Source organism: Mucilaginibacter angelicae, from assembly GCF_042434235.1.
Lineage (GTDB): Bacteria > Bacteroidota > Bacteroidia > Sphingobacteriales > Sphingobacteriaceae > Mucilaginibacter > Mucilaginibacter angelicae.
Window position 1 is genome coordinate 243,419 of the sequence record NZ_JBHLTS010000021.1, and the last position, 22,699, is coordinate 266,117.

Here is a 22,699-nt window from a genome sequence, read left to right on the forward strand (position 1 = left end):
ATGGAAGAAACTAAAACTATAGATATTAACGTGGAGGTCGCTAAACCCTATCATGACATTAATACGCCTTTTTCTATTGATGAAAACGGCGCTTTAGCGGAATATATCATCAATGATCCGGAAAAAATGCCGCAGATAGCGTTAGGTGCGTCTATTCTAATCAGAGACCGGAAAACCGAAGGCTTATCTTCAAATGATTATAAAGACTTTTGGTATGCGGGGAGGATCATCGGGCTCAAGTCTGTTTCTCCGTTCAACCCTGAACGTACGAGCATGTTATACCAGCAAGACAGCTTAATGGATCCGACGATACCGCTGGATAATATTAACGGCCCTCATACGCACCAGCCCATGGTGATTCAAGTCGCCCTGACCCGCGAACTTTCACAGCGCGATAATCAGCAAGGCGAATTTACGGAGTCCGCTATTCAAAGACCACCTTCAGGTTACAGCAGATTGTTTTTTCCCAAGCTGGAACGGTCGCCCAACGACCCCTCACCAACGCTCAAAGATATTTTAAGGGTTAAAGATCAGGGCCTTAACCTGGGGATGATTGGTTTCGGGAATAAGCCATATGGCTGGAATACTGGTGATTTTATAGAATACATGTGGGATATCGATAAATTAGATAACAAACACATATTTATTGTTGGCGAAAGTGGCTCCGGAAAAACTGTTTTCTTAAAAAACCTCGCTTATGAGATAAGAAAACACGATCCGAAAAATAAAATCATCATGACTGATGTACAAGGTGACATTTCTCAACTGTTATTCTGGGATTTTGTAAACCACATCCCAACCTCTGGTTGGCAACCTTCAATTAGCGAGGATGATTATAAAGCAGCGAAGGGTGTTTTTGGGAAATTTCGTTTGATCGTGCCGTGGACAAAAGATTCTTATGCCGAAACGGAAGTTAATGCCATCGTGGATTTGGCTAGAAAAAGATCGGTTGATGTTCGACGGATCAGCTTACGTTTTCAAGATTTAGATTCGCCGAGAGATGCTGAATATTTGTTTAGAACAAGTTCAGACCAAGCCGTGCTATTAATTGAGGATTTAGCAGAGGGGCTAAAATCAAGCGGTGAACCAGCGTCGTTATCAAGACTTCAAACAGGCATATCAAGGTTGTTAACTAGGAACACTACTCCACAGATAACTATTCCAACAAACGGTGTATCATACTATCGGAGCACATTTGAGGCCGCAAGGAGAGCACTACGCGGACTGGAAGAGTACTTTGATATGGATATTAACGGTTTGCAGGCGGATCAAAACCCACTGGATGATTTCGATTTCGACGGTACAACAATTTTGTATTTGGACCATTTAAATCAAGACGAACGGTTAATGTGGGAAATGCAGTTGGTCAGCTGGCTTTATAGAAAAAAGAAGGCCATGCAAAATACCTATGTTTTTTTCGATGAAGCACATCAAATCATACCCGCCAATAAATCGGGCGGATCAAGTAGCAGTGCCGAAGTATTCGCAAGGTTGAGGTCCAACTTTGAAAGGCTAGCACGTGAAGGCCGTAAGTTCAGGCTGAATTTGGTCTTGAGTACACAAAATCCGCAAGATTTACATCCTATTGTACCTGAGCAATGCCCTACCCGTGTAGTGATGAAGATCAATCCAAAAAATGCGCAGTACGCCTTTCTCGATAAAGAATTAGCCCACGTTGCCAATAGTTTCAGCCAAGGGCAGTTTTGGATACAGAGCCCTTTTAACGGGACGCCTGACTGGGTGAGAGTGCATAGCATAGCGCCACCGGTGCCACATGTTTCTATGGAAGTTTTCAGAGCGGGTGTCACACAAGCCCAAACAACCATTTTATAATGATACTTGAAAGACGAAAAGCGAATACGATACCTACCGCCTGGAGCGCGGGCGATGAAGCTATGCTTTTAACTTTTCTTGAAAATGAATCATTTGATGCTAAATTACTCCAGGAATTATTTCCCAACAGAACCCTGCCCGGCATAAGAAGTAAGGTGCGAAAACTAAGGATTAAACACGATCTGTTCGGTGCCTCTTATCGTGATGAAAAAGAAAAATTCACCTCAAAAATCGCCGATCAGGTCAAACCCAAAATAGTATTTGACGCTTATGCCGGTGCTGGACATCAAACGTTTAAATGGATCGCTAGGGCTGAGACGGTATATGCTTCGGAGCTCATGAAATCAAAACTCAAGCAATTTGAGAAAATGGCCCAGGAACATTTTTTTATCAAGGCTGATACGCAGGATTGTGTTTGGAACCTTTATCAAAAAGATGATAAAAGGATCTTTTTATTTATAGGCGATGCCGTATCTGCTGCCGCCGATTTGAAAGTGAACCGGGTCAATATTGACTTAATAGATTTGGATACCTGCGGGTCAACGCTACCGACCCTACCCACGTTGCTGGTCTTGCTGCGACCGAAACATTTGGTCATTACGCATGGTGAGTTCCATTCTATGCGATTTAAGCGGGAAGATGTTTTAAGACGACTATTTATGCACCGAGATATTGGCTCCAACCCACTGCCCATGGATGTGGATCAGATGAGTTTTGAACTCGACAAAGCTGTAAAAATCGCTGCTTTGAGAGCGCATAATGAAACTTCGGATTCCTTTTGGCTAAATCTGAAAGACGAGACCTGGCTCGGTGGGAGGTTCCACGGTATGCTGCGGCGCTACTACAAAGTATCAAAACCGACAGCAACCGCAGATTGTATTAATGAGCTTTCGAGTTTAATGAGCCGTGAATAGATCAAATATAGAATGGACAGAGGTGACTTGGAATCCGACCACTGGATGCACAAAGATCTCCGCCGGCTGTAAAAACTGTTATGCTGAACGCTGGGCCAATATGCAGTATAAACGCGGTATCATACAATACCGCAATAACTTCGAACTTACTTTGTCACCCAGCCGGTTAACAGATCCGCTTGGTTGGAAAAAACCACAATTGGTTTTCGTTAATTCGATGAGTGATTTGTTTCATGAAAGGGTGCCTGACAGTTATATTTCAGCGGTGTTTAAGATCATGAACCAAGCTACAATACACACATTTCAAGTGCTGACCAAAAGAATCGAGCGTATTAGATTACTAGCAGGCCAATTGAACTGGACTGAGAATATTTGGTTAGGCGTATCAGTAGAAAGCAGTGAATTTATTAATCGGGTCGAGCAGTTAAAGCAAGCACCGGCAAAAACTAAATTCATATCATTCGAACCGCTGATCGCCCCTATAATTTATTCAAACTATGAGGGCATTGATTGGGTGCTTGTGGGCGGTGAATCAGGCGGCAGAGCTAGGAAAGTAGAAAAAGAATGGGTTATAAGCATTCAAAAGAATTGTAAGCAGTATAATGTGCCGTTCTTTTTTAAACAATGGGGAAAACGAGAATTTAATCCTGATATATACGATCCCTCCACACATAAAGATCATCCTTTTTATGCAAAGGGAGGTTGTATGATTGATAACAAAGTTTATAGAGCATATCCAAATCAAAACTAATGGCATTACCAATCGACATTGACGGCCTGATCAACGTCCGGACCGTTGAATCAGTTAGGATCGAGTTTAAAAAAGGCTGGAATCCTTACAGCATTCTAAAATCAGTATGTGCGTTCGCCAATGATATCGACGAATATGGTGGCGGATTTATCGTTATCGGCATTGAAGAAAAAGATGGGAGTCCAATTTTACCACCTACTGGTTTAAGCCAGAATGCAATAGATACGATTCAACGAGAATTCTTCAAACTATGTCAAGATGATCTTAAAGAAAATTTATTTCCTGTAATAGAACCAATCTACTTTCAAGATAAATGGATAGTTGTCATAAGGGTAACTACAGGAGAACAGCGTCCGTATTATGCTGCTGATTCAGCGGGGAGAAATGCCCGAATGAAAATGTTTGTCAGGCACGGCGCGATCACCAAGGAAGCCAACCGCGATCAGGAAATTAGGTTGAGAGAATTAGCTGTTCATAAACATTTCGACGACAGGGTCAATCTGAAAGCATCAATCGGGGACATTGATATCGGATTAATCTTAGCTTATTTGCAGGATATTAATAGCCAATTGTTTACAGAAGCGCACGGCATGAGTTTGGAAGATTTGTGCTTAAAAATGCAAATAATCCGAGGGCCGAAAGAAAATCTAAAGCCTCTTAACGTTGGCTTACTACTATTCAATAAACAGCCTGAAACTTTTTTTGCAGGTTGCGTAACAAATTTGGTCGAATTTGATGACGAAGCTGGAACTCAAATTTCGGAAAAACAGTTTAAAGGACCTATACATATTCAAATTCGAAATATCCTTGAGTATTTAAATACTGCGGTGATCAAACAATATTTAAAAAAGGATGCTTCGAGAGCAGAATCAATTAGATTTTACAATTATCCTTATGCAGCGTTAGAAGAGGCCATCGTAAATGCGCTTTATCATAGAAGTTATGAAAACGAAAATCCGAATGAAATCAGAATATATAAGCAACCAGCTAAGCACCAAACCGGATTTGTCACTAACGATGGCCGCCGAATAGAGATATTAAGTTATCCGGGGCCACTGCCGCCGATAGATGAAAACGCGTTGGCAGCATTAAAAATCACAGCCAGAAATTATCGGAACGTAAAATTGGGCGATTGGCTAAAAAATATCAAGCTTGCCGAAAAATTTGCAACCGGAATACCAACTATTGTAGATGCTTTGTACGATAACGGCTCACCTAGGCCATTACTGTCCACAGATGCAGAAAGGTCGCATTTTTTGGTGGTCTTTCATATTCACCCCGACACACCAGTTGAAAGTAAAAAAGATGTTGCTGAATTCATCCCTATACATTTAACCAATATGCAGCAAAGGCTATTAGAAAAATTAATGGATGAACCCCTGAGTGACGCTGAATTGTTTTCAGCAGTCGATGGGTTAAACAAAGATGACATCGATTATTTATTAGCACAAATTTTGATACGCACCAAATATAAAAGTTCCGAATACATCTACTTTATCACAGAAACCGGCAGGCTTGCTTTGAAAAATTCATTTTAATACATTAAAATGAAAATCTTTAGATCTTAGTAAATTTCAATCGAAATAAATATTTACTTATGAAATTGTTTCTGATTTGCTCTCTAGACTTAGTCGAAGCTTAAGGCTAAAACGGCTCTAATATATCGTTATGACTGAAAATCCAACCGAAGCGGATGCATTAATCTCGGAATATTTCATGAAATATCCGGATAATTTTTATGAACAAATATTGTTGGGACCGATGACAGTAATTTATTCAGCGCGTAAAGAAAGTGGTTATGAGGGTTGGCAAAATTATTCCAATTTATTGATTGATAAGTTCGCGATTCACTCGCTGTCTTTTTTTCATCTTTCGCAGGGTATTGTAGAACGCAAAATGGATGATACGGTGCGGATGGGTAAAGGTTACGATGTGTTTAGCGTCAACGCACTATTTCGGGCGATGATGGAAACCTATATGGCCTTTCATTGGGTGTTTATTGCCCCTAATACTTTAGCGGAAAAAGAATTTCGCTTTTTGCTTTGGAAGCTCGACGGACTTTATGATAAACGTAAGTTCGAACTTAGCGAAGACGTCAAATTAGAGTCAGCAGATGTCCTGGCACATGATTTCTCGGAAACAGTGGATGTCTCCACAAGATTAATACAAAATAGCTTTTGTCAATCTTTACCGCCTGAAGAATTGGCTAAAGTCTTCAATCCGATTAAACATAAAGCAATTTGGCGGTATGAATTACAGGCTGGATCTAAGCTTAGACAGCTTAAAATTACGGAGTTGGTGCAAATGATCACACGAACTGAGGCGTTTTTAAATCTTTACCGATATTCTTCTATGTATACCCATTCCAATTATATTAGCGTGGACAAATTCCGTCAGATGCGTGGAAAGATGGTAAAAGATGAGTATGCGCAACCTTTGCTGCGACAGGCAATCCTTTTGACGTCTCTACTAATCGATGACTTATGCACGGACAACCATAACGCAGCACGCGCTTTTAGCGAACAACCTTTTTTTGTTCAGCGATTTATTATGCAAATGAGCGGTCATATTCGCAAAGTTCCTATTAGACCAGTGCGTTAATTCCCAATAAGATTTATTAAGAACGCTTAAATCTAATAATTTAAGGAGATAATGATATTTATCAAGAGTGAATTAGAACAAATAAAACCCCGATCCCAAACCGAGGATTTGTTCAAGACCGTAAGAGGTGGTACAATCTCTGAGGTCCTGATATTGTAAATCTGCAACTAAATTTGACCTTAAACAGCTTTAGTTCTACCAAACATCAAATAATACACACCCCTAATAACGGTGTATACTATTAGTAGATTTTTTTTGGCACAATTCGACAAGAAAATTTGTTGAATTGAAAAGAGAGTAGAAAAAGTAGTCGAAAAATAGAAGAAATAGAATAATTTAAAGTTTTTGATTATCAGTTAATTATACAATTTAAAAAATGATTTCTGACACAAGGATTTTCAGGCAAACATCAGACATAAATAAGTATTTGTAAATCAATTATTTATGAATAATATCTGCGACTTCCTAATTTTATTTGTCAATCTTTTGTATTTACTCAAAAAGAAATACCGCTATCCAATTTTCAGATAAATAAAATTGAAGCGAGCAAAGGACTGAAAATCCTTGCCTTGTTAGTTATCTGATTTTTTATAATAAAACCTATGTGTCAATTAGTTGTAATTATTATAAAAATTCGTTCCTTTCAACTTCTTATTTTTTCTTCAATTAATTAGATATAAACCCCTGTCGAGTTGATTTATATTTATTGATGAGGATTTTTAGTTATTTGGTAGGATGCTTTTATAGTAAACTCACTACCGCTTCTTGCACCTCGTCCACAATAGTCCAATCTTTATCCAAGTATATATCGACGGTCTTATGATAGTTGTCAACATGGTTTAAGGCCAAAGCTACATCGTCTTTACTCTTTCGGCATTTATTTCTGGCGATATTTCCAAAGCTGTGTCTGGCCCAATAAAAAGTAATTTCTGGTAACTTTTCAATATTGCGTGATATCTCTTTTAATCCCCGGTTAATGGCTCGATCCAGATTTTCACTATTGGTATATCGTTTACTCAATTTACCGATATATTTTTTCAAAATAGGTAATGCTTCGTCAATGATTTTAATACTAATAAAGGCTCTATCTTTTCTTCTGCTTTGTGTTTTTAATCTATTATATTCTACACGACCATCAACAATGTTTTCTGGTTTAAGATGATAAATATCAGCAGCATTCATCCCACACAAGTAAAAGGATAACAAAAACAAATCTCTACCAAGTTCAGATGTGCTATTGGGCTCCACTTTACTTTCGCTTATCAATTTGATTTGTTCTATTTTCAAATTTCTTTTTTTGGTGACAGGCGAGTCAATTATCTTATAGTTATCGAAAGGACAATGGGGTATTTTTATATCTTCTAATTGGGGATTATTAAAATGCTTCATTGCAGCTTTAAATAAGATCCGCAAATCTCTCATGTGATTGTGAATACCTCCATCTTGCATGCCAGCAACTGTCCTAGTAATCAATTTTTCTTTGTTTAGCCTGGTTATAACCCTTTCTTTTCGAAGGTATTTTTCGTACTCCATTAATTTCCGTTCAGTAATTTCCAAAGCAGACACCTTCTCCCTTTCAAAATAATCGATGAGACTAAAAATAACAGTTTTTAATGTTCGTGCTGATCCCTTTCGTCCGTTTTCTAAAAGGTTTTCGATGTATTCTTTACCAAATTTGATGAAATCAACGTCTTGATCAAGATCAATCAAAGCATTTTTTAAATCTTCGACTGTGTAAAAATCTAATGTTGAGCTTAATTGACCTATTGCAGCTCTGTATTTCCGAAGTCTCGGTTCAAAATGTTTATATACCGAAGCATCTGTTATATGTCGGTCTGACGATAGTTGATTACCAGAGAGGAAATAGTAAGTACGAAGAAAAACGCTCCGACCTTTGTGACTTATCCTTATCTTAACATTGTAAGTTCCGTCTTTCTTTTTGTGATTTTTAAGAATTGTGAGTGCGACTGTAGCCATTTTATAATTAGATAAAAAGCCCAAAAGTACTTGTCTAAGCGTTACTTGATAAAGGAATCCGGTATGCAAGTGCAACTATCGGGGAACCCGCATCATTATCTATCAATTCAATTCGAAGAAGAAAATTCTCAAGTGAACATTCAGATTTTGTATAAAGGAGAGTTAGAATGTTACTTTTATGAATTGGCAATGTAGATTGAAATATCATGATGCCTCATTTGATAAGTAAAACACCAAACTGTTTGTTAGTAAAATACAATTTTGTTCGATAGTAAAACACAAGGTTAAAAATGCGTCTAATTTCTACTAAATGAGATAGGCATATATAATGGGTGATAGATTCCTAAGATTTATTAAAGTTATTTGAGTAATCAAGGAAAACTTGACAACTGCAAATTAGAATCTGAACTTAATACGATTATTATATAAATACAGTGTTATATACTTTTCAATTATTCAACAGTTCGGAAAAACGAAACTGTTGGATTTTGCATAGACCAAAAGATCACAACCATCTGTAAATGTGTTACAAATGTGTTACAGCCAATTTTGATTTTCCAGAAATTTTCCCGTAAATTGGCCTCTGTAAATCAGAAACGCAGATTTTCGCCCAATATAAAATTGGTACCCAAAAGACTCATAATCTTTTGGTCCCTGGTTCGAGCCCAGGTGGGCGCACAGAGTACAAAACCCGCTTTTTACATACGTAGAGCGGGTTTTTTCGTCTTACACATGCGGGTTAGGATCACCTGCGGCACCGTGGCTGTTACATATTTGTTACGGGATTTACATAATTTTTTGGTGAACTTGACGCCCCCATGTAACAAATACGTAACGGGATTTGGCGTCATAATTACTGTAAATTATGGCTACGACCGTAAGTGCAAAAATTTATTCGCACCATGAAAAAGCCGACGGTACCTTTAATGTAAAGTACGTCGTGGATATAATTAATCAACCATAATCTCATGCTCGTTGGTTAAGAGGTACAATAAATAAATTGTGCCATTTCAGCAATCGAACCGATTAACGTTTTTGAATGCGGTTCAAGTTTTAATATTTAAAGCTGCGATTCTCCTCAAATCATCTATAAAGTGGTTCGAGAAGCACATATTTAGGTGCTTTGAAAACCAATGATTTACGCATGTTACAAGCCTTGGTGTCAGGTCATGGCTCTGAACTATTCTGACGTTAAATCATCATGTGATGTAGTGATGATGTACCTCAAAAAACTACATCATGTTAAAATACTATCAGTTGATGTACTGATGAAGCAACTGTAGATCAGTGTTTTCTCTTCTTTCTGTATAGGTTTGTGATGTCCGGAAGATGACCTCCCGGCTCGCCAGTTCAAACCTTTTAAACATTGATTTTTATGAAAGAAAAAATTTCTGACGGCCATTCCTATGGCCAAAATCCACCATTGAAATTAAGCGTGTTCTGCACATTATTTGTTGCACTTATGCTTCATGGTGCGCTTGTCCGTGCCCAAAGCGACACACTTGGCGTATTTACAGCCCACCGGGACATCGGCAACCCGAAAAACCCGGGCAATACCCAATATGACAAGGTAACGCATAGCTATATGCTCCGGGGTGGCGGTTATAACATCTGGTTTAACCGCGATGAGTTCCAATACGTGTATAAGACAATCAAAGGAGACTTTACAGCCACCGCGAACTTTACTTTTAAAGGCGACAAAGGCAACGGGCACCGTAAAACGGGCTGGATGCTTAGGGCATCCACGGATGAAAAGTCTATACACCTGAGCGCCGTTACCCATGGCGATGGTTTAACCGTTTTACAATGGAGGTCGAAAACAGGTGCTAATATGCTCGACCCCCAGGAAGAGATCTTTTTTCCCGAAAAAAAGTTTGAGGTAGTGCAGCTGCAGCGTATCGGTAAACGGGTGATTATGAGGGTAGGCCATGTTGGTGAGCCACTTAAAACGGTAGGGTCGCATATCATGCCCAATATGCCCGATGAGGCTTTGATTGGCCTGTTCATTTGTTCGCATGATCCTGAAGTCACCGAGGAGGCAACCGCCTGGGATGTACACCTGGACAATAATGCCGCTAAGCATCAATAAGCCGGATATCCCGGTTTGAAGAAATCAATTATTAACCATTGTCATTTTATTTTATGTATGATAAACTATTTTACTCAGCATGGAGAATGTGTTTTATTTTCCTCGGATTGTTTTTGAGCGCTGCTGTTTTTGCCCAAAGCAAAAGAACTGGCAAAGTGCTCAGCTTTGATGATAAATCGCCGGTCATCGGTGCTTCTGTCGCGATCAAGGGCTCAAGCCTTGGCACGGTAACGGATATTAAGGGCAGTTTTACCCTTACGCTTAAAGCTACCGATGTCCTGGTGGTGTCATATATTGGTTATGATACGCAGGAGTTTACCGTAGGAGAAGCCGCAACTCCTGTGATCAATCTGCACCCGGCATCGCGGTCATTAAATGAAGTTGTGGTTACAGGCTATAGCTCGCAACGGAAAAAGGATATTACCGGCGCAGTTGCGGTAGTTAATGTAACTAACCTGAAGGCCGTGCCCTCGGGTTCAACAGAATCTCTTTTACAGGGGCAGGCATCGGGTGTTACCGTTGTTAGTTCGGGAGCACCGGGCAGTGCCAGCAATATCAAGATCAGGGGTATTACTTCGGTAGGCAGTACAGATCCGTTGGTGATTGTTGACGGCACACCGGGTAGCCTTCATGATCTCAACGTTAATGACATTCAGTCCATACAGGTATTAAAGGATGCCGGCTCGGCAGCAATATACGGTGTGCGCGGGTCAAACGGTGTGGTTATTGTTACCACCAAAAAAGGGAAAGTTGGTACGCCTGTGATTACCTATGATGCTTATTATGGCACCCAGCGCCCCAATTCAAAAGGTTGGAATTTGGCCAACCCTACTGAAACGGCAAATGCCATTTGGCAGGAGTACAAAAATGACGGGCTTGCGCCTGTACATAAGCAATATGGCAGCGGTCCGGAGCCTGTGATACCTGATTATATTACACCAACCGCCGGCAAAAATGGTGATCCGAATACCAATCCCGATACCTATGCCCTGTATTCCAACCAGATTACCAAAGCCAATAAGCAGGGGACGGACTGGTTTCATGAAATATTTAAGCCCGCGCCTATGCAAAGCCATAGCCTGTCGGTAAGTGGCGGTACCGATAAGTCAGCATATTTATTCTCGCTGGGTTATCTTGATCAGCAGGGTACTTTAATTGAAACCATGCTGAAACGTTACTCCCTCCGGGTAAATACCAGCTATAAGGTAAAAGATCATATCCGCCTCGGCGAAAACCTTTACGCGTTTTACAAGCAAAATCCGGGCTATACTAATTTGCCCGGTGTTAACAGTACCAATGCTATCAACGCATCTTACAGGATCCCTAACATCATTCCGGTTTATGATATTATGGGTAATTATGCGGGAGCCGGTTCGCAAAGTTTAGGGAACGCGCCCAATCCGGTGGCCATTCAGCAGCGTACCAGAGATTACAAAAATGACGACTGGCAGATTTCGGGCAATGCCTATGCCGAGGTTGACTTTTTAAAGAAATTTACGGTCCGCAGCAGCTTTGGCGGTACTGTAGATTATTTTTATAACAATGCCTTTGTATTTACGGGCTACGAAAATGCCGAAAACAGCACTAACCCCAATAGCTATATTGAAAACTACGGTTTCAGTACCAGTTGGACATGGACAAATACCCTCAATTACAAAGATACCTTTGGCAAACACAGCATTAATGTGCTCATTGGCTCTGAGGCTATCAAAAATCTGGGCAATGCGGTTGGGGCTTCAAGGGGTAATTATTATTTAACCAATCCTAATAACCTTACGGTCGACCCTAATTTATGGACGCTGAATTTTGGCGAATCGGGTACGCAAACCAATGCGAATATTATCAACCCGGCCGGACAGCAAACGCCGTATCAGCTGGCTTTATATTCTTTATTCGGGCGGTTTGATTATAATTATAATGATAAATACCTGTTAAGCGGAACCCTGCGCCGTGACGGCGCTTCTGTATTTGCGACCAATAACAGGTACGGGGTTTTTCCGTCTGTTACCGGCGGCTGGCGCATCTCCGGCGAACAGTTTATGAAAAAGGTTGACTGGATCAACGACCTGAAAATCCGTGCGGGCTGGGGAAAACTGGGTTCTATCAGCAATATCAACTCTACCAATGCATTTACCTTATACGGGCAGGGCGCTGTACTATCCTATTATGATATTGCAGGGAGCAGCAATCACTCCACCCAGGGGCTTTACATCAGCCAGTTTGGCAATCCCAATACGAGCTGGGAAGAGGATATCATTACCAATATAGGCTTCGACGCGACTATCATTAAAAACAAGGTGGATATGTCTTTCGAGGTTTATAAAAAATCCATCAATGGTTTGTTGTTCCCTGCCGCCTTGCCATCAACGGCAGGAGGGGCGGCAGCACCCTTCATCAATGCCGGGAATATTGAAAATAAAGGGATTGATGCGGCAGTTACCTATCATGGTTCTATCGGCACCGATTTCAAAATGGATATTACAGGCACCTTCACTACTTACGATAATAAAGTGGTTAGCCTGCCAAAAGGAACGGCCTATCTTGACATAGGTTCGGGTGGCAGCTCAACCACCTATTCCAGATTACAGCCGGGCCACCCAGTCGGGGCATTTTTTGGTTACAAGGTTATCGGCATTTTTCAAAATGCCGCCGAGGTTAGTTCGGCTCCTACGCAGGATGCCGCTGCTCCCGGTCGTTTCAGGTACCAGGATGTTAACGGCGATGGTAAGATCGATGCCAGCGACAGGACTTTTTTTGGTAATCCCAACCCTAAGTTTACCAGTGGCCTGAATATCGGCGCATCCTATAAAAACTTCGATTTCCTGCTGTTCCTGTATGCATCTGTAGGTAATGATGTACTGAACATCGTCCGCTCCTCTACCGATTTTCCGCAGCAGTTTGATGTAGCTATCAGTAAAGATGCGGTGTATAACTCCTGGACACCTGACCGGCCCAATGCCAAAGTACCTATGCTTGAACGTTCCTCAAACTTTAGTAACACCACGTTTTCATCTTATTATGACGAAAACGGTTCATACCTGCGGTTTAAAACCATGGTGCTCGGTTATACTATCCCGGCCCTTAAGTTAAAAAGGATAGGGATCGAAAAGCTCAGGTTCTTTATTCAGGGCACTAATTTGTTCACCATAACCAAGTATTCGGGTCTTGATCCCGAACTGCCGGGCAGCAATACATCCAGTACCTTATTCGGCATTGACGGCGGGGCTTATCCGGCAAATCAAAAAACATATACGGCCGGTGTTAATATGTCATTTTAACCGGTGCGATAACAATAAAAAAACAGGATATGAAAACGAGATATAAAATTATTTTACCGTTCTGCTTTATCGGTCTGATCATTATTTATGGTTGTAAAAAAAGTTTCCTGGATAAGCAGCCTCTGGGCTCCCTGAGCTCTGAAAACGTAACCAGTTTAACAGGCGTCCAGGGACTGTTAATCGGCGCTTACTCTGTTCTGGATGGTGAGATTGGCCTTGCAAATTCTACGGGTTTCGCCTATGGCAGCGCCGGCTCAAACTGGGTTTACGGCAGCGTTTGTGCCGATGATTCCTACAAAGGCTCGACGCCTACAGATCAGCCCGACCTGGTTTTACTGCAAACCTGGTCGGTATCATCGGCTAATACCAGCTATGTGCAGCAAAAATGGCAAATGCTTTTTGACGGCATACAACGCAGCAATGAAGTATTGCGGGTTTTGCCCAATGTTAAGGATGTTTCTGATGCTGATGGTAAAGTAATTGCCGGCGAGGCGCGTTTTTTGAGGGCGTTTTACCACTTTGGCGGCAAAATAGTATTCAATAATTTTCCGTATGTGGATGAAAGCATCTCTGTGGCTAACAATAATCTGAATGTGCCCAACGTAGATAAAAGTGGCAAATTCATTGATATATGGCCTAATATTGAAAATGATCTGAAATTTGCCATTGATAATTTGCCCGAAGTGCAGCCGCAGCGGGGAAGGGCCAATAAATCAGCAGCTAAGGCGTTCCTGGCCAAGGTGTATATGTTCGAGCATCGCTATGCCGATGCCAAACCCCTGCTTGATCAGCTTATTAGCAGCGGGCAGACAGCCGGCGGCCAAAAATACGCGCTGGTAAACTTTGAGGATAATTTCAATGCTGCGACCAAAAACAGTGCGGAATCCGTTTTCGCTTACCAGGCCTCGGTTAACGATGGTTCACAGCTAAACGGCAATTATGGCGATGTGTTAAATTTCCCGAACGGACCCGGAGCGCCGGGTGGCTGCTGCGGATTCAATAATCCTTCATTTAACCTCGCCAATGCATTTAAAACGGATGCCAATGGTTTGCCGCTGCTGGATACATGGAATAATGGTGCCGTAGTGAGCGATTCTACCAATTTATATACCGGCAATCTCGACCCCAGGATTGACTGGACTATGGGCAGGCCCGGAGTACCCTATTTTGACTGGGGCCCAGATAGCAAACAGTGGATCCGTGACCCGGCCACAAATGGCGTGTTCAGCCCTAAGAAAAACGTATACGCCCAAAGCCAGGCCGGTACATATTCCTCAACCGAAACAGCTTTTTGGGGCGCTACCAGTATCGATGCCAACAATGTAAATTTTATAAGATTTGCTGACATCATACTATGGGACGCCGAATGTGAGGTGGAAATCGGGAGTCTTAACCAGGCCGAAGTATATGTAAACCAGATCAGGAACCGGGCTGCCGATCCTGCGGGCTGGGTATACGCCAGCGGAACCTATAACGCAGGTAATTCAAAGTATTCTTCGCAAACCAAACCGGCAGATAAGTACAAGGTGTCGGCTTATCCGACAGGCACTTTCGCTACACAAGGTCAGGCCTACGCCCGTAAAGCGGTACAGTTTGAACGCCGCCTTGAGCTGGCAATGGAAGGGCACCGCTTTTTTGATCTGCAGCGCTGGGATAATGGTACCGGAACTATGGCGCAAATTTTAAACGCCTATCAGCAGGTGGAAAAAAACCGGAACTCGTTTTATTATACCAACCCCACAGCGCAATTCCATAAAGGGATCAATGAGTATTTCCCTATACCGCAAAAACAAATTGACGTTGAAAACTCAACCGGGCAAGTTAATCTTAAACAAAACCCTGGTTATAATTAATAGCTTAGTAAGCGATTCAAAACAGGAAGAGGCTGCCTCTTCCTGTTTAATGTAAAACAGCAGCGTGTTAGTAATACCGGCCTATATATTGATTGTCAACGATGAGTTTTTTCAAGGCCGCAGGGTCAATAATACCTTCTTTAGCGTAAACAATTTTGCCGTTTGGTTCTACCAGCATGGTATAGGGCAGGGCTCCCTGCCATTTGGGATCGATAGCCTCAATGAGTTTATATTTATCATCCTTGTTGAATATAAAATTGGTTGCTGAAGCTTGCGATTGCTGAAGGAATTTTAATGCTTTGTTCATTTTCGCCGGGTCATCGGCGCTGATGGTTATCAGCTCAAAATCACGTTTACGGTACATCCTGTTCATGGTGATAAATTCCGGAAACTCGGTAGTACAGGGGCCGCACCAGGTTGCCCATACATTGATAAGCCTTAATTTGTCAGTTTTGTTACTTATCAGCTCTTTAATGCCGGCAACACCAATGGTGTCAATTTTTACGGGTTCTTTAGCCCACTCATCTTTGGCCCGCTGCTGCCAGTTTTCTTTTTCGGCCCATTTGATGGAGCAGCCAAAAACCTTGGTAGTACTAACATCTGGCATTTTATTGTTCAGGAGCTGATTGATGGCATTACGGGTATCCTGGGTATTGGGTGTTTTGGAGGGCTTTTCCACATCATCTATCCTGCCCGAAAAGCAAAGTTTTCGGGCTTTATCGAATATAAATACGTGTGGAGTGGCAATAGGGCCATAGGCTTTGGTAACTGCCTGGGTAGCGCCATCATATAAATAGGGGAAATTATAATGTTTGTCCGCTGCCCGTTTTTTCATCTCGGCAAATGAGTCGCTCATATCGGTGTAGCCGAGTTCATCAAGGCTGATGGCATTGGGATCGTTTGGCATAATAGCTACTACGGCAACGCCTTTAGTACTATAGTCTTTGGTGAGCTGAATGATCCTGTCTTCATAAGCCTGCGCGGTTGGGCAGTGGTTACAAGTGAAAATTATAACCAATACAGACGCATTTTTAAATGAGTTCAGGGTGTAAGCCTTGCCATCGACGCCAGGCAAATTGAAAGCCGGTGCCGCCGCTCCAATAGCCAGCGTCGGATGATCGCCGTCCGGCGATCTGAATGCACTCATAACTGCGCCTACAAGCAGCAAAAACACAACAGAGAGATAGCTTAACTTCATCATAATGATTTATAGTTTAATGAGATAAAAGGTTTCCTGGTAATTAGTTAAGTAAAATTAACATGATACTGCAAATTCCAAATACAGCTATATCCTATTTGTGCAAATGAAGTATAGGTGACGTAGTGAAATGTTGCTTAATGCTAACCAACCGGATCTTTTTTTAACGAAGACATTTCGGAAAAATAGTTGCCAAGGTTTATTTCGGTGGGCACCTGCAGCTTTTTACGCAGCCGGTACCTGCTTATTTCAACTCCCCGTACAGATATGTTCATGAGCTGTGCTATTTCCTTACTGGATAGGTTCATTCTTAAATAGGCGCAAAGCTTAAGCTCATGGGCGCTTAATGCCGGGTGGGCCTCTTTGACAGCCTTTAAGAAATCGCTGTGTGTGTTATCAAAATACTCGGCGAACTGATCCCATTCTTTATCCATTTTACTTTCCTGGTTCAGGATCCTGATCATCTTTTTTAATTCTTCGGATGGCATATCATCACTTGATTTGCGCAGGTGTACCAGCTCTTCCCTTATTTTGCCTAACAATTCGCTTTTTTGCAGCAGGTGCATAGCTACAGATGCCAGCTCGGAGTTTTTACCTAATATTTCTGATTCCAGCTTTTCATTTTTGAGGGCGATGATCTCTTTCTCTGACTTTTCCATTTCAAGCTGGTGCAGGTATTTTAATCGTTTTTGTTCTTCTTCATACTTTTGTTTCTGGCGAACGAATTTTCTTTTAAGCCATTTGTAAAACAAATAATTAAACACAATAAACAATATGCCGTATGTGCCGTAGGCCCAGGTGCTGCGATACCATGGTGGTAATATGATAAATGTGTAGCTTGTAAGCTCTGATTCGTCGCCCAGGTTGCTCCTTGCCTTAATTTGAAAGGTATACGTGCCCTCAGTCAGGTTGGTATAATCCCTTTCCGTTCGTCTTGACCAGGCTGACCATTCATGATCAAAGTTCTTTAATAAACAACTGTATTCAATATTTGATTGTTTTTGGAACGAAGGTGATGAGTACTCAAAATGCAGGGTATTTTGTTTGATGCGTAATTTTTTGACCTGGTTGTTAAAGGTTGTTATGTGATAGCCGCCGTTTAAAACACTGTCAATATCGCCCGATGCCTTTACCTGCCGTAGCAATACCCGCACCTGGCTTTTATTACTCTTGTATTTTTTATAATTTATATGGTAAAACCCCTTTTCGGCGCCCACGAATATGTTCTCGTCGTTTAAAGGATAGATATTCTCAAAGTCGCTCACCAATTTGCCGTTAAGTTCAGGGAAATAGATTAAACGAGGGGTGTGCCCTGAAAAATCAACTACGCCCAGCTTCTTTTCTTCGATAAACCAAATATTGCCACCGGTATCTTCTTTCAGATAACACAATGTTTTATTTTTAAAAATGGGTTCAAAATAGGCCGAGGGGTCAAAGCTGTCAGTGCGGGCGTTGTATTCATAGATACCTTTTTCAGTAGCCACAACCATTCGATTCCTGATATGAAAAAGACGGTTCCTCAGATCGGATGGTAAACCGTTCTTATGGCTGTATAATTTAGTATTAGGTTGGTTGGGCAGGCTAAGATCTATTTTATAGATCCCCTTATAAGTATGCGCCACCCATGCGGTGTGGTTTTGCACGATAACAAAACGGGATGATTCATTGAAATTTATTAACCTGTCCTGTGTAAAAGCATTGTTGTTATACCTGATCAGGTCGAGCCCGTTATAGCCACCCGCAACAATGGTTGATGATGGTAATACCTTATCGTAAGGAGTAAAGTTCCAGTAACCGAAGCGGGTGCTTATGGGATAGGCTTTTTTGTTTTTTATTTGAAAAGCGCCTTCATGATGTGCCAGTAACAAATTGTCGTTCACCTTAAAAAGTCCCCATGCAGATGCCTTAGTTCCGGGAACTGTTTTAAAAGCGCCGTTGATATTACTCAGGTCGGTATTGCCATCGACGGGTAACTGGTATAGCCAGTTTGAGGTGCCTACATATAAGGTATGATCAAACACAATAGAACTGTAACCGGCTCCTTCATTTAATTTTTCGGGATAGATATGTTTGATCGCACTGTTATAAGAATTAAAATCAATTCCGTCATCAAGGCCCATCCACAGGTTACGGTCTTTATCTAAAAACAAACTTAATACTGTGTTATTCTGCAGGCCCTCTTTACGGGTGAAATTTTGAAGTACCCGCCCGTGTTTATCAATAATGTATAAGCCTCCCATATGCGTACCGATGGCGATATGCCCGTCATCTATCATCCTGGCGCACATGATCTGCTGATCAAGGAAAGGGTTGGTATCTTTAAATTTAAAACGACTAACCGTTTCATGCGCTAAAAGAAACAGTCCTTTTTTTAGCGTGGTTATTAAGGTACTGTCTTTGCCTAAATACAGCAGGCCGGTGACGGCCAGGTCCTGCGGCAGCGATTTATTTATAGTCAGCGGTGCCCATTCGCCATTTGAAAATTGAAACAGGCCTCTTTTGGCATCCTGAGCTATGAGCTGGTTATTACAGGCCCCTAAAAACTGCCATTGTGAAACAGGCTGGTAGGCGGTGACCGATTTGCCGTCAAACTGAAAAATATTGTTTTGTGAACGGAAAAACATTTTGTCATCGAAGGATACAATATCCCAGATATCCTTAAATGACGTGATTTTTTCCGGCAGCAGGTCCTTTAATGAAGTAAATGCCAGGTTGCCATCTTTGTCGGGGAGGAAATAGCCCATCTCATTTTGCCCGCCTGCGTAGATCTTCCCATTTTCGCCAAGCGCGATTGACCTGATAATGGTTTTGTTGGGTAAAGGGTTAAGTTTCCAGTAGGTACCGTCAAAACTTAATAAGCCCTCGCTGTTGGCAAAATAAATGATGCCATTTTTATCCTGTACGATCCCCCTGTTTTGTAAGCCGCCATTGTAGTCGCTCCTGTAATAGGAAATAATATTTGGCAGCCCGATCGGGTTCTGGCTGTATGCAAAGCTGAATTTAAGCAGTATAAAAAATAATAACCATTTCTTTTTAAAACAAGTTCCCATTTTTCTCAAATAATGTAAAAAATATGCTTTTAAATAAGGTTTTCCATTTAAACAGCCTTCATGATGTAGTAATGAAGTATGCCAAAATTATACCGCTGCTGACGCAAAAATTAATTTTGACCCATAGTCAAACGGCAAATTAAGCCTGAATAATAATTAAAACAATTGGTTTGCTGGGGCTGATATGCCTTATGCATTTATCGTGGAAGTTAAATAAAGTTTTTAAAACACGAAACAATATACCTAATGAGAAAGGCCAATTCAGGTAAAACTATTAATACAATTTAATTCTGATCATGGGCTCGTATGCATGTTCCGGTAACACGAAATAAGGATGCGGCCTGTTGAACTAAAACTATCTATAATTCAAAAAAATGAAAAAAACGACACTGTTTCTATCTCTTCTATTCTCATTCAAATGTTTTTGCCAACCGTTTGAGCCGGTCAACAAAAATACATCTCCGGAAGCCAGAAAGCTTTTGAGCTATTTATATAGCATTAATGGCAAGTATATTTTATCGGGCGAGCACGGCGGCGGGAACCGTTTTTTAGATAGTGTAAAGTCATTGTCAGGAAAATACCCTGCACTTTGGGGGAGTGATTTTATTTGGTCGGGCCCTGCCGGTGGCGGCCAGCGTGTGGTTGACCAGGCCATCGTGAATTATAAAAAGGGTTATATCATAGCCCTGATGTGGCACCAGGGGCGCCCAATGGATAGCCCACCCTATGGTTTTAAACAAAGTGTTCAGGCAAAAATAACCAATGAAGAATGGACACAGATAACCACACCTAATACCGGGCTGAACAAAAAATGGCTTGCCCAGATTGATACGATCGCTATTTATTTGAAGCAATTGAAGGATGCCCATATCCCCGTATTGTGGAGGCCATATCATGAAATGAACGGCGTTTGGTTTTGGTGGGGGAACAGGCCTGGTAAAAACGGGATAGCGAAACTTTGGAAAATGATGTATGACCGATATGTCAATTATTACCATTTAGATAACCTGATATGGGTTTGGGGAGCTAACGGGCCCAGGGATTTGCCGGAGGACGAAGCATATGCCTATAAAGCATTCTATCCGGGTGCAGCATTTGTCGATATTCTGGGAACAGATATTTATCATGCTGATTACGAACAGAAAGATTACAACGAATTGCTGAAGCTGGCCAGGGGCAAATTAATTACGCTGAGTGAAGTTGGAGAACTGCCAAACGCCAGTGTATTGAAAGCGCAGCCTTTGTGGTCATGGTTTATGGTATGGACCAATTTTATATGGACAAATAATTCAAAATCTGCAGTAAGGGAAATTTACGAACGCCCCGGGACGATCTCATTGGGGGATCCGAATGATATCAAATATTGAGGCCTTGTCATTTTTCGGTTTGTGTCATTGAAGCTTAATGGCGCTTGTTGTTGGCAAAAAACAGGTGATAACGTATTTAATAGCCTGATGATGTAGTAATGAAGTAAGTCTAAATTAAACAGGATGTGTTCCGGAAATTAATTTTGAGCCATTACCAAACGATAAATACAGCCTGAATAGTAAAGCCTAAAAAGTTATTGCAGCGCATACAAACCCAATGCAATTACCGGGGCAGTGAATGAAATTTAAAAACACGAAACAACATACACAATGAGAAAAACCAATTTACGTAAAACTATTACTACAATTTGCCTTTCATTAGCAGGCTTGTGTGCCATGGCCCAACAACAATCCATAGGGATTTTTGAAGGGCAGCTTGATGTGGGTGCCAACACCAAACCAGGCTCTGGCGCTTATCTGCCTGGAAGCCGGCAGTACATTATATCAGGCGCGGGCTATAACATTTGGTTTGATCATGATGAGTTTCATTATGTGTACAAAAAAATAAAAGGTGACTTTATACTATATACCCGGGCCGAATTTGTTGGCTGGAACGGTGTGGAAGAACACCGTAAGGTGGGCTGGATGGTACGCAAATCCTTAGATGGAAATTCGGCCCAGGTAAATGCAGTTGAACACGGTGACGGGCTTACTTCATTGCAGTTCAGGAGAACCGCGGGTGCAACAACGGAGGAGATCAGGTCAAAAATAACCCATGCCAATATTATCCAGCTGGAAAGAAAAGGGAACACTTACACGATGCGTATGGCCAAATACGGCGAGCCTTTTGTTACCGAACAGGTAACGGACCTTGACCTGGGCGAAGAGGTGTATGTGGGGCTTTTTGTGGGATCACACAACCCGGATGTTGCCGAAACCGGCGTTTTCAGGGATGTGAAGATTACGGTGCCTTTTGCAGGCATAGCCGATCAGCGGACGCAAATGACCCTGGGCAGCGACCTTGAGCTGATGGAAGTTGCTACCGGTAACCGCGAAGTTATTTATTCGGTACCTTACTCCATACAAGCACCAAACTGGTTACCCGATAATAAAAGCCTTATTTTTAATGACAGTAAAGGGCTGTTGTATAATTTTGATCTGGCTTCGCGTACCCCGATTTTATTAAACACGGGTGATATTAAAAATAACAATAACGATCATGTGCTATCTTTTGATGGCAAGATGATAGGTTTAAGCAGCAATGTAAAGGAACTGGGCGGTTCAATTGTTTATACCGTTCCGGTTACCGGTGGAACGCCGAAACAAATTACGCCTAAAGGCCCTTCTTATCTGCACGGCTGGTCGCCCGATGGCAAAAGCCTTGTTTTTTGCGGCGAACGGGATGGCGAGTTTGATGTATATAAGGTGCCGGTGAATGGTGGAAAAGAGATCCGCCTTACAACTACCAAAGGCCTTGACGATGGCCCGGAATATACTCCCGACGGCAAGTATATCTATTTTAACTCCGTACGATCTGGCTTAATGCAGATCTGGAGGATGAAACCTGATGGAAGCGAACAGGAGCAGGTAACCACAGATGATTTTAATAACTGGTTTGCCCATATCTCGCCCGATGGCAAATGGATGGTATTCCTTTCATTCCTTAAAGATGAAGTTGAGCCCGGGATCCACCCTCCGTATAAGCATGTTTATATCAGGCTGATGCCGGTTGCAGGCGGTAAACCAAAGGTGCTCGCTTATGTTTATGGCGGGCAGGGTTCTATCAATACTCCTTCATGGTCGCCGGATGGTAAGCATATCGCCTTTATCAGTAATACCATTAAATAA

At 41.7% G+C, this 22,699-nt stretch carries 13 protein-coding genes and 1 tRNA gene; 11 read left to right on the forward strand and 3 right to left on the reverse strand.

The features are described from left to right. The 5 genes from ACFFGT_RS10800 to ACFFGT_RS10820 all read left to right on the forward strand — a co-directional run bounded on the left by ACFFGT_RS10800 (window position 1) and on the right by ACFFGT_RS10820 (window position 6,099). The gene (locus tag ACFFGT_RS10800) at window positions 1-1,833 is read left to right on the forward strand and encodes an ATP-binding protein (RefSeq protein WP_377022537.1); all 1,833 of its coding nucleotides are present in this window, start codon (window positions 1-3) and stop codon (window positions 1,831-1,833) included. Continuing rightward, entirely contained in the window at window positions 1,833-2,747 is a 915-nt protein-coding gene (locus ACFFGT_RS10805; protein WP_377022538.1) for a hypothetical protein, read from the forward strand. The genes ACFFGT_RS10800 and ACFFGT_RS10805 overlap by 1 nt, the downstream gene beginning before the upstream one ends. Continuing rightward, window positions 2,740-3,498 carry a DUF5131 family protein gene (locus ACFFGT_RS10810; protein ID WP_377022539.1) on the forward strand — a complete coding sequence of 253 codons (759 nt, stop codon included), beginning with the start codon at window positions 2,740-2,742 and terminating at the stop codon, window positions 3,496-3,498. Before ACFFGT_RS10805 ends, ACFFGT_RS10810 begins: the two co-directional genes overlap by 8 nt. Beyond that, window positions 3,498-5,036: an RNA/DNA-binding domain-containing protein gene (locus tag ACFFGT_RS10815; RefSeq protein ID WP_377022540.1), complete on the forward strand. Its 1,539-nt coding sequence runs from the start codon at window positions 3,498-3,500 to the stop codon at window positions 5,034-5,036. The genes ACFFGT_RS10810 and ACFFGT_RS10815 overlap by 1 nt, the downstream gene beginning before the upstream one ends. Before the next feature lie 130 nt (window positions 5,037-5,166). Beyond that, window positions 5,167-6,099, forward strand: a complete 933-nt coding sequence (locus ACFFGT_RS10820; protein ID WP_377022541.1) for a DUF5677 domain-containing protein — start codon at window positions 5,167-5,169, stop codon at window positions 6,097-6,099. Window positions 6,100-6,840: 741 nt separating this feature from the next. On the opposite strand, the gene ACFFGT_RS10825 is transcribed toward ACFFGT_RS10820, so the two are convergent. Beyond that, window positions 6,841-8,076, reverse strand: a complete 1,236-nt coding sequence (locus ACFFGT_RS10825) for a phage integrase SAM-like domain-containing protein (RefSeq protein WP_377022542.1) — start codon at window positions 8,074-8,076, stop codon at window positions 6,841-6,843. A 607-nt stretch (window positions 8,077-8,683) separates the two neighbouring features. Between ACFFGT_RS10825 and ACFFGT_RS10830 the strand changes: the two genes are divergently transcribed. From ACFFGT_RS10830 to ACFFGT_RS10845, 4 genes are all read left to right on the forward strand, one after another. Continuing rightward, window positions 8,684-8,754 (forward strand) — tRNA-OTHER (locus ACFFGT_RS10830). A 697-nt stretch (window positions 8,755-9,451) separates the two neighbouring features. After that, window positions 9,452-10,165, forward strand: a complete 714-nt coding sequence (locus ACFFGT_RS10835; protein ID WP_377022543.1) for a hypothetical protein — start codon at window positions 9,452-9,454, stop codon at window positions 10,163-10,165. A 53-nt stretch (window positions 10,166-10,218) separates the two neighbouring features. Continuing rightward, window positions 10,219-13,443 carry a SusC/RagA family TonB-linked outer membrane protein gene (locus ACFFGT_RS10840; protein WP_377022544.1) on the forward strand — a complete coding sequence of 1,075 codons (3,225 nt, stop codon included), beginning with the start codon at window positions 10,219-10,221 and terminating at the stop codon, window positions 13,441-13,443. A 29-nt stretch (window positions 13,444-13,472) separates the two neighbouring features. Beyond that, on the forward strand, window positions 13,473-15,296 hold the full coding sequence (locus tag ACFFGT_RS10845; RefSeq protein WP_377022545.1) for a RagB/SusD family nutrient uptake outer membrane protein: 1,824 nt from the start codon (window positions 13,473-13,475) through the stop codon (window positions 15,294-15,296). Between the two features lie 67 nt (window positions 15,297-15,363). Here the strand turns inward: ACFFGT_RS10845 and ACFFGT_RS10850 are convergent, their stop codons facing one another. Both ACFFGT_RS10850 and ACFFGT_RS10855 read right to left on the reverse strand, forming a co-directional pair. Continuing rightward, window positions 15,364-16,497 (reverse strand): redoxin family protein, encoded by a 1,134-nt coding sequence (locus tag ACFFGT_RS10850; protein WP_377022546.1) that lies wholly within the window; start codon window positions 16,495-16,497, stop codon window positions 15,364-15,366. Window positions 16,498-16,637: 140 nt separating this feature from the next. Next, window positions 16,638-19,544 carry a triple tyrosine motif-containing protein gene (locus tag ACFFGT_RS10855; RefSeq protein ID WP_377022547.1) on the reverse strand — a complete coding sequence of 969 codons (2,907 nt, stop codon included), beginning with the start codon at window positions 19,542-19,544 and terminating at the stop codon, window positions 16,638-16,640. Between the two features lie 374 nt (window positions 19,545-19,918). On the opposite strand from ACFFGT_RS10855, the gene ACFFGT_RS10860 reads away from it, so the two are divergent. Beyond that, window positions 19,919-20,911, forward strand: coding sequence for a glycosyl hydrolase (locus ACFFGT_RS10860; RefSeq protein ID WP_377022548.1), 993 nt, complete (start codon window positions 19,919-19,921; stop codon window positions 20,909-20,911). Between the two features lie 270 nt (window positions 20,912-21,181). Next, window positions 21,182-22,699, forward strand: a complete 1,518-nt coding sequence (locus tag ACFFGT_RS10865; RefSeq protein WP_377022549.1) for a TolB family protein — start codon at window positions 21,182-21,184, stop codon at window positions 22,697-22,699.

What these genes read in the sequence shown, in the direction of transcription:
- ACFFGT_RS10800 (WP_377022537.1), top strand. Translation starts at nt 1, where the DNA reads ATGGAAGAAACTAAAACTATAGATATTAACGTGGAGGTCGCTAAACCC.
- ACFFGT_RS10805 (WP_377022538.1), top strand. Translation starts at nt 1,833, where the DNA reads ATGATACTTGAAAGACGAAAAGCGAATACGATACCTACCGCCTGGAGC.
- ACFFGT_RS10815 (WP_377022540.1), top strand. Translation starts at nt 3,498, where the DNA reads ATGGCATTACCAATCGACATTGACGGCCTGATCAACGTCCGGACCGTT.
- ACFFGT_RS10820 (WP_377022541.1), top strand. Translation starts at nt 5,167, where the DNA reads ATGACTGAAAATCCAACCGAAGCGGATGCATTAATCTCGGAATATTTC.
- ACFFGT_RS10825 (WP_377022542.1), bottom strand. Translation starts at nt 8,076, where the DNA reads ATGGCTACAGTCGCACTCACAATTCTTAAAAATCACAAAAAGAAAGAC.
- ACFFGT_RS10835 (WP_377022543.1), top strand. Translation starts at nt 9,452, where the DNA reads ATGAAAGAAAAAATTTCTGACGGCCATTCCTATGGCCAAAATCCACCA.
- ACFFGT_RS10840 (WP_377022544.1), top strand. Translation starts at nt 10,219, where the DNA reads ATGTATGATAAACTATTTTACTCAGCATGGAGAATGTGTTTTATTTTC.
- ACFFGT_RS10845 (WP_377022545.1), top strand. Translation starts at nt 13,473, where the DNA reads ATGAAAACGAGATATAAAATTATTTTACCGTTCTGCTTTATCGGTCTG.
- ACFFGT_RS10850 (WP_377022546.1), bottom strand. Translation starts at nt 16,497, where the DNA reads ATGATGAAGTTAAGCTATCTCTCTGTTGTGTTTTTGCTGCTTGTAGGC.
- ACFFGT_RS10855 (WP_377022547.1), bottom strand. Translation starts at nt 19,544, where the DNA reads ATGGGAACTTGTTTTAAAAAGAAATGGTTATTATTTTTTATACTGCTT.
- ACFFGT_RS10860 (WP_377022548.1), top strand. Translation starts at nt 19,919, where the DNA reads ATGAAAAAAACGACACTGTTTCTATCTCTTCTATTCTCATTCAAATGT.
- ACFFGT_RS10865 (WP_377022549.1), top strand. Translation starts at nt 21,182, where the DNA reads ATGAGAAAAACCAATTTACGTAAAACTATTACTACAATTTGCCTTTCA.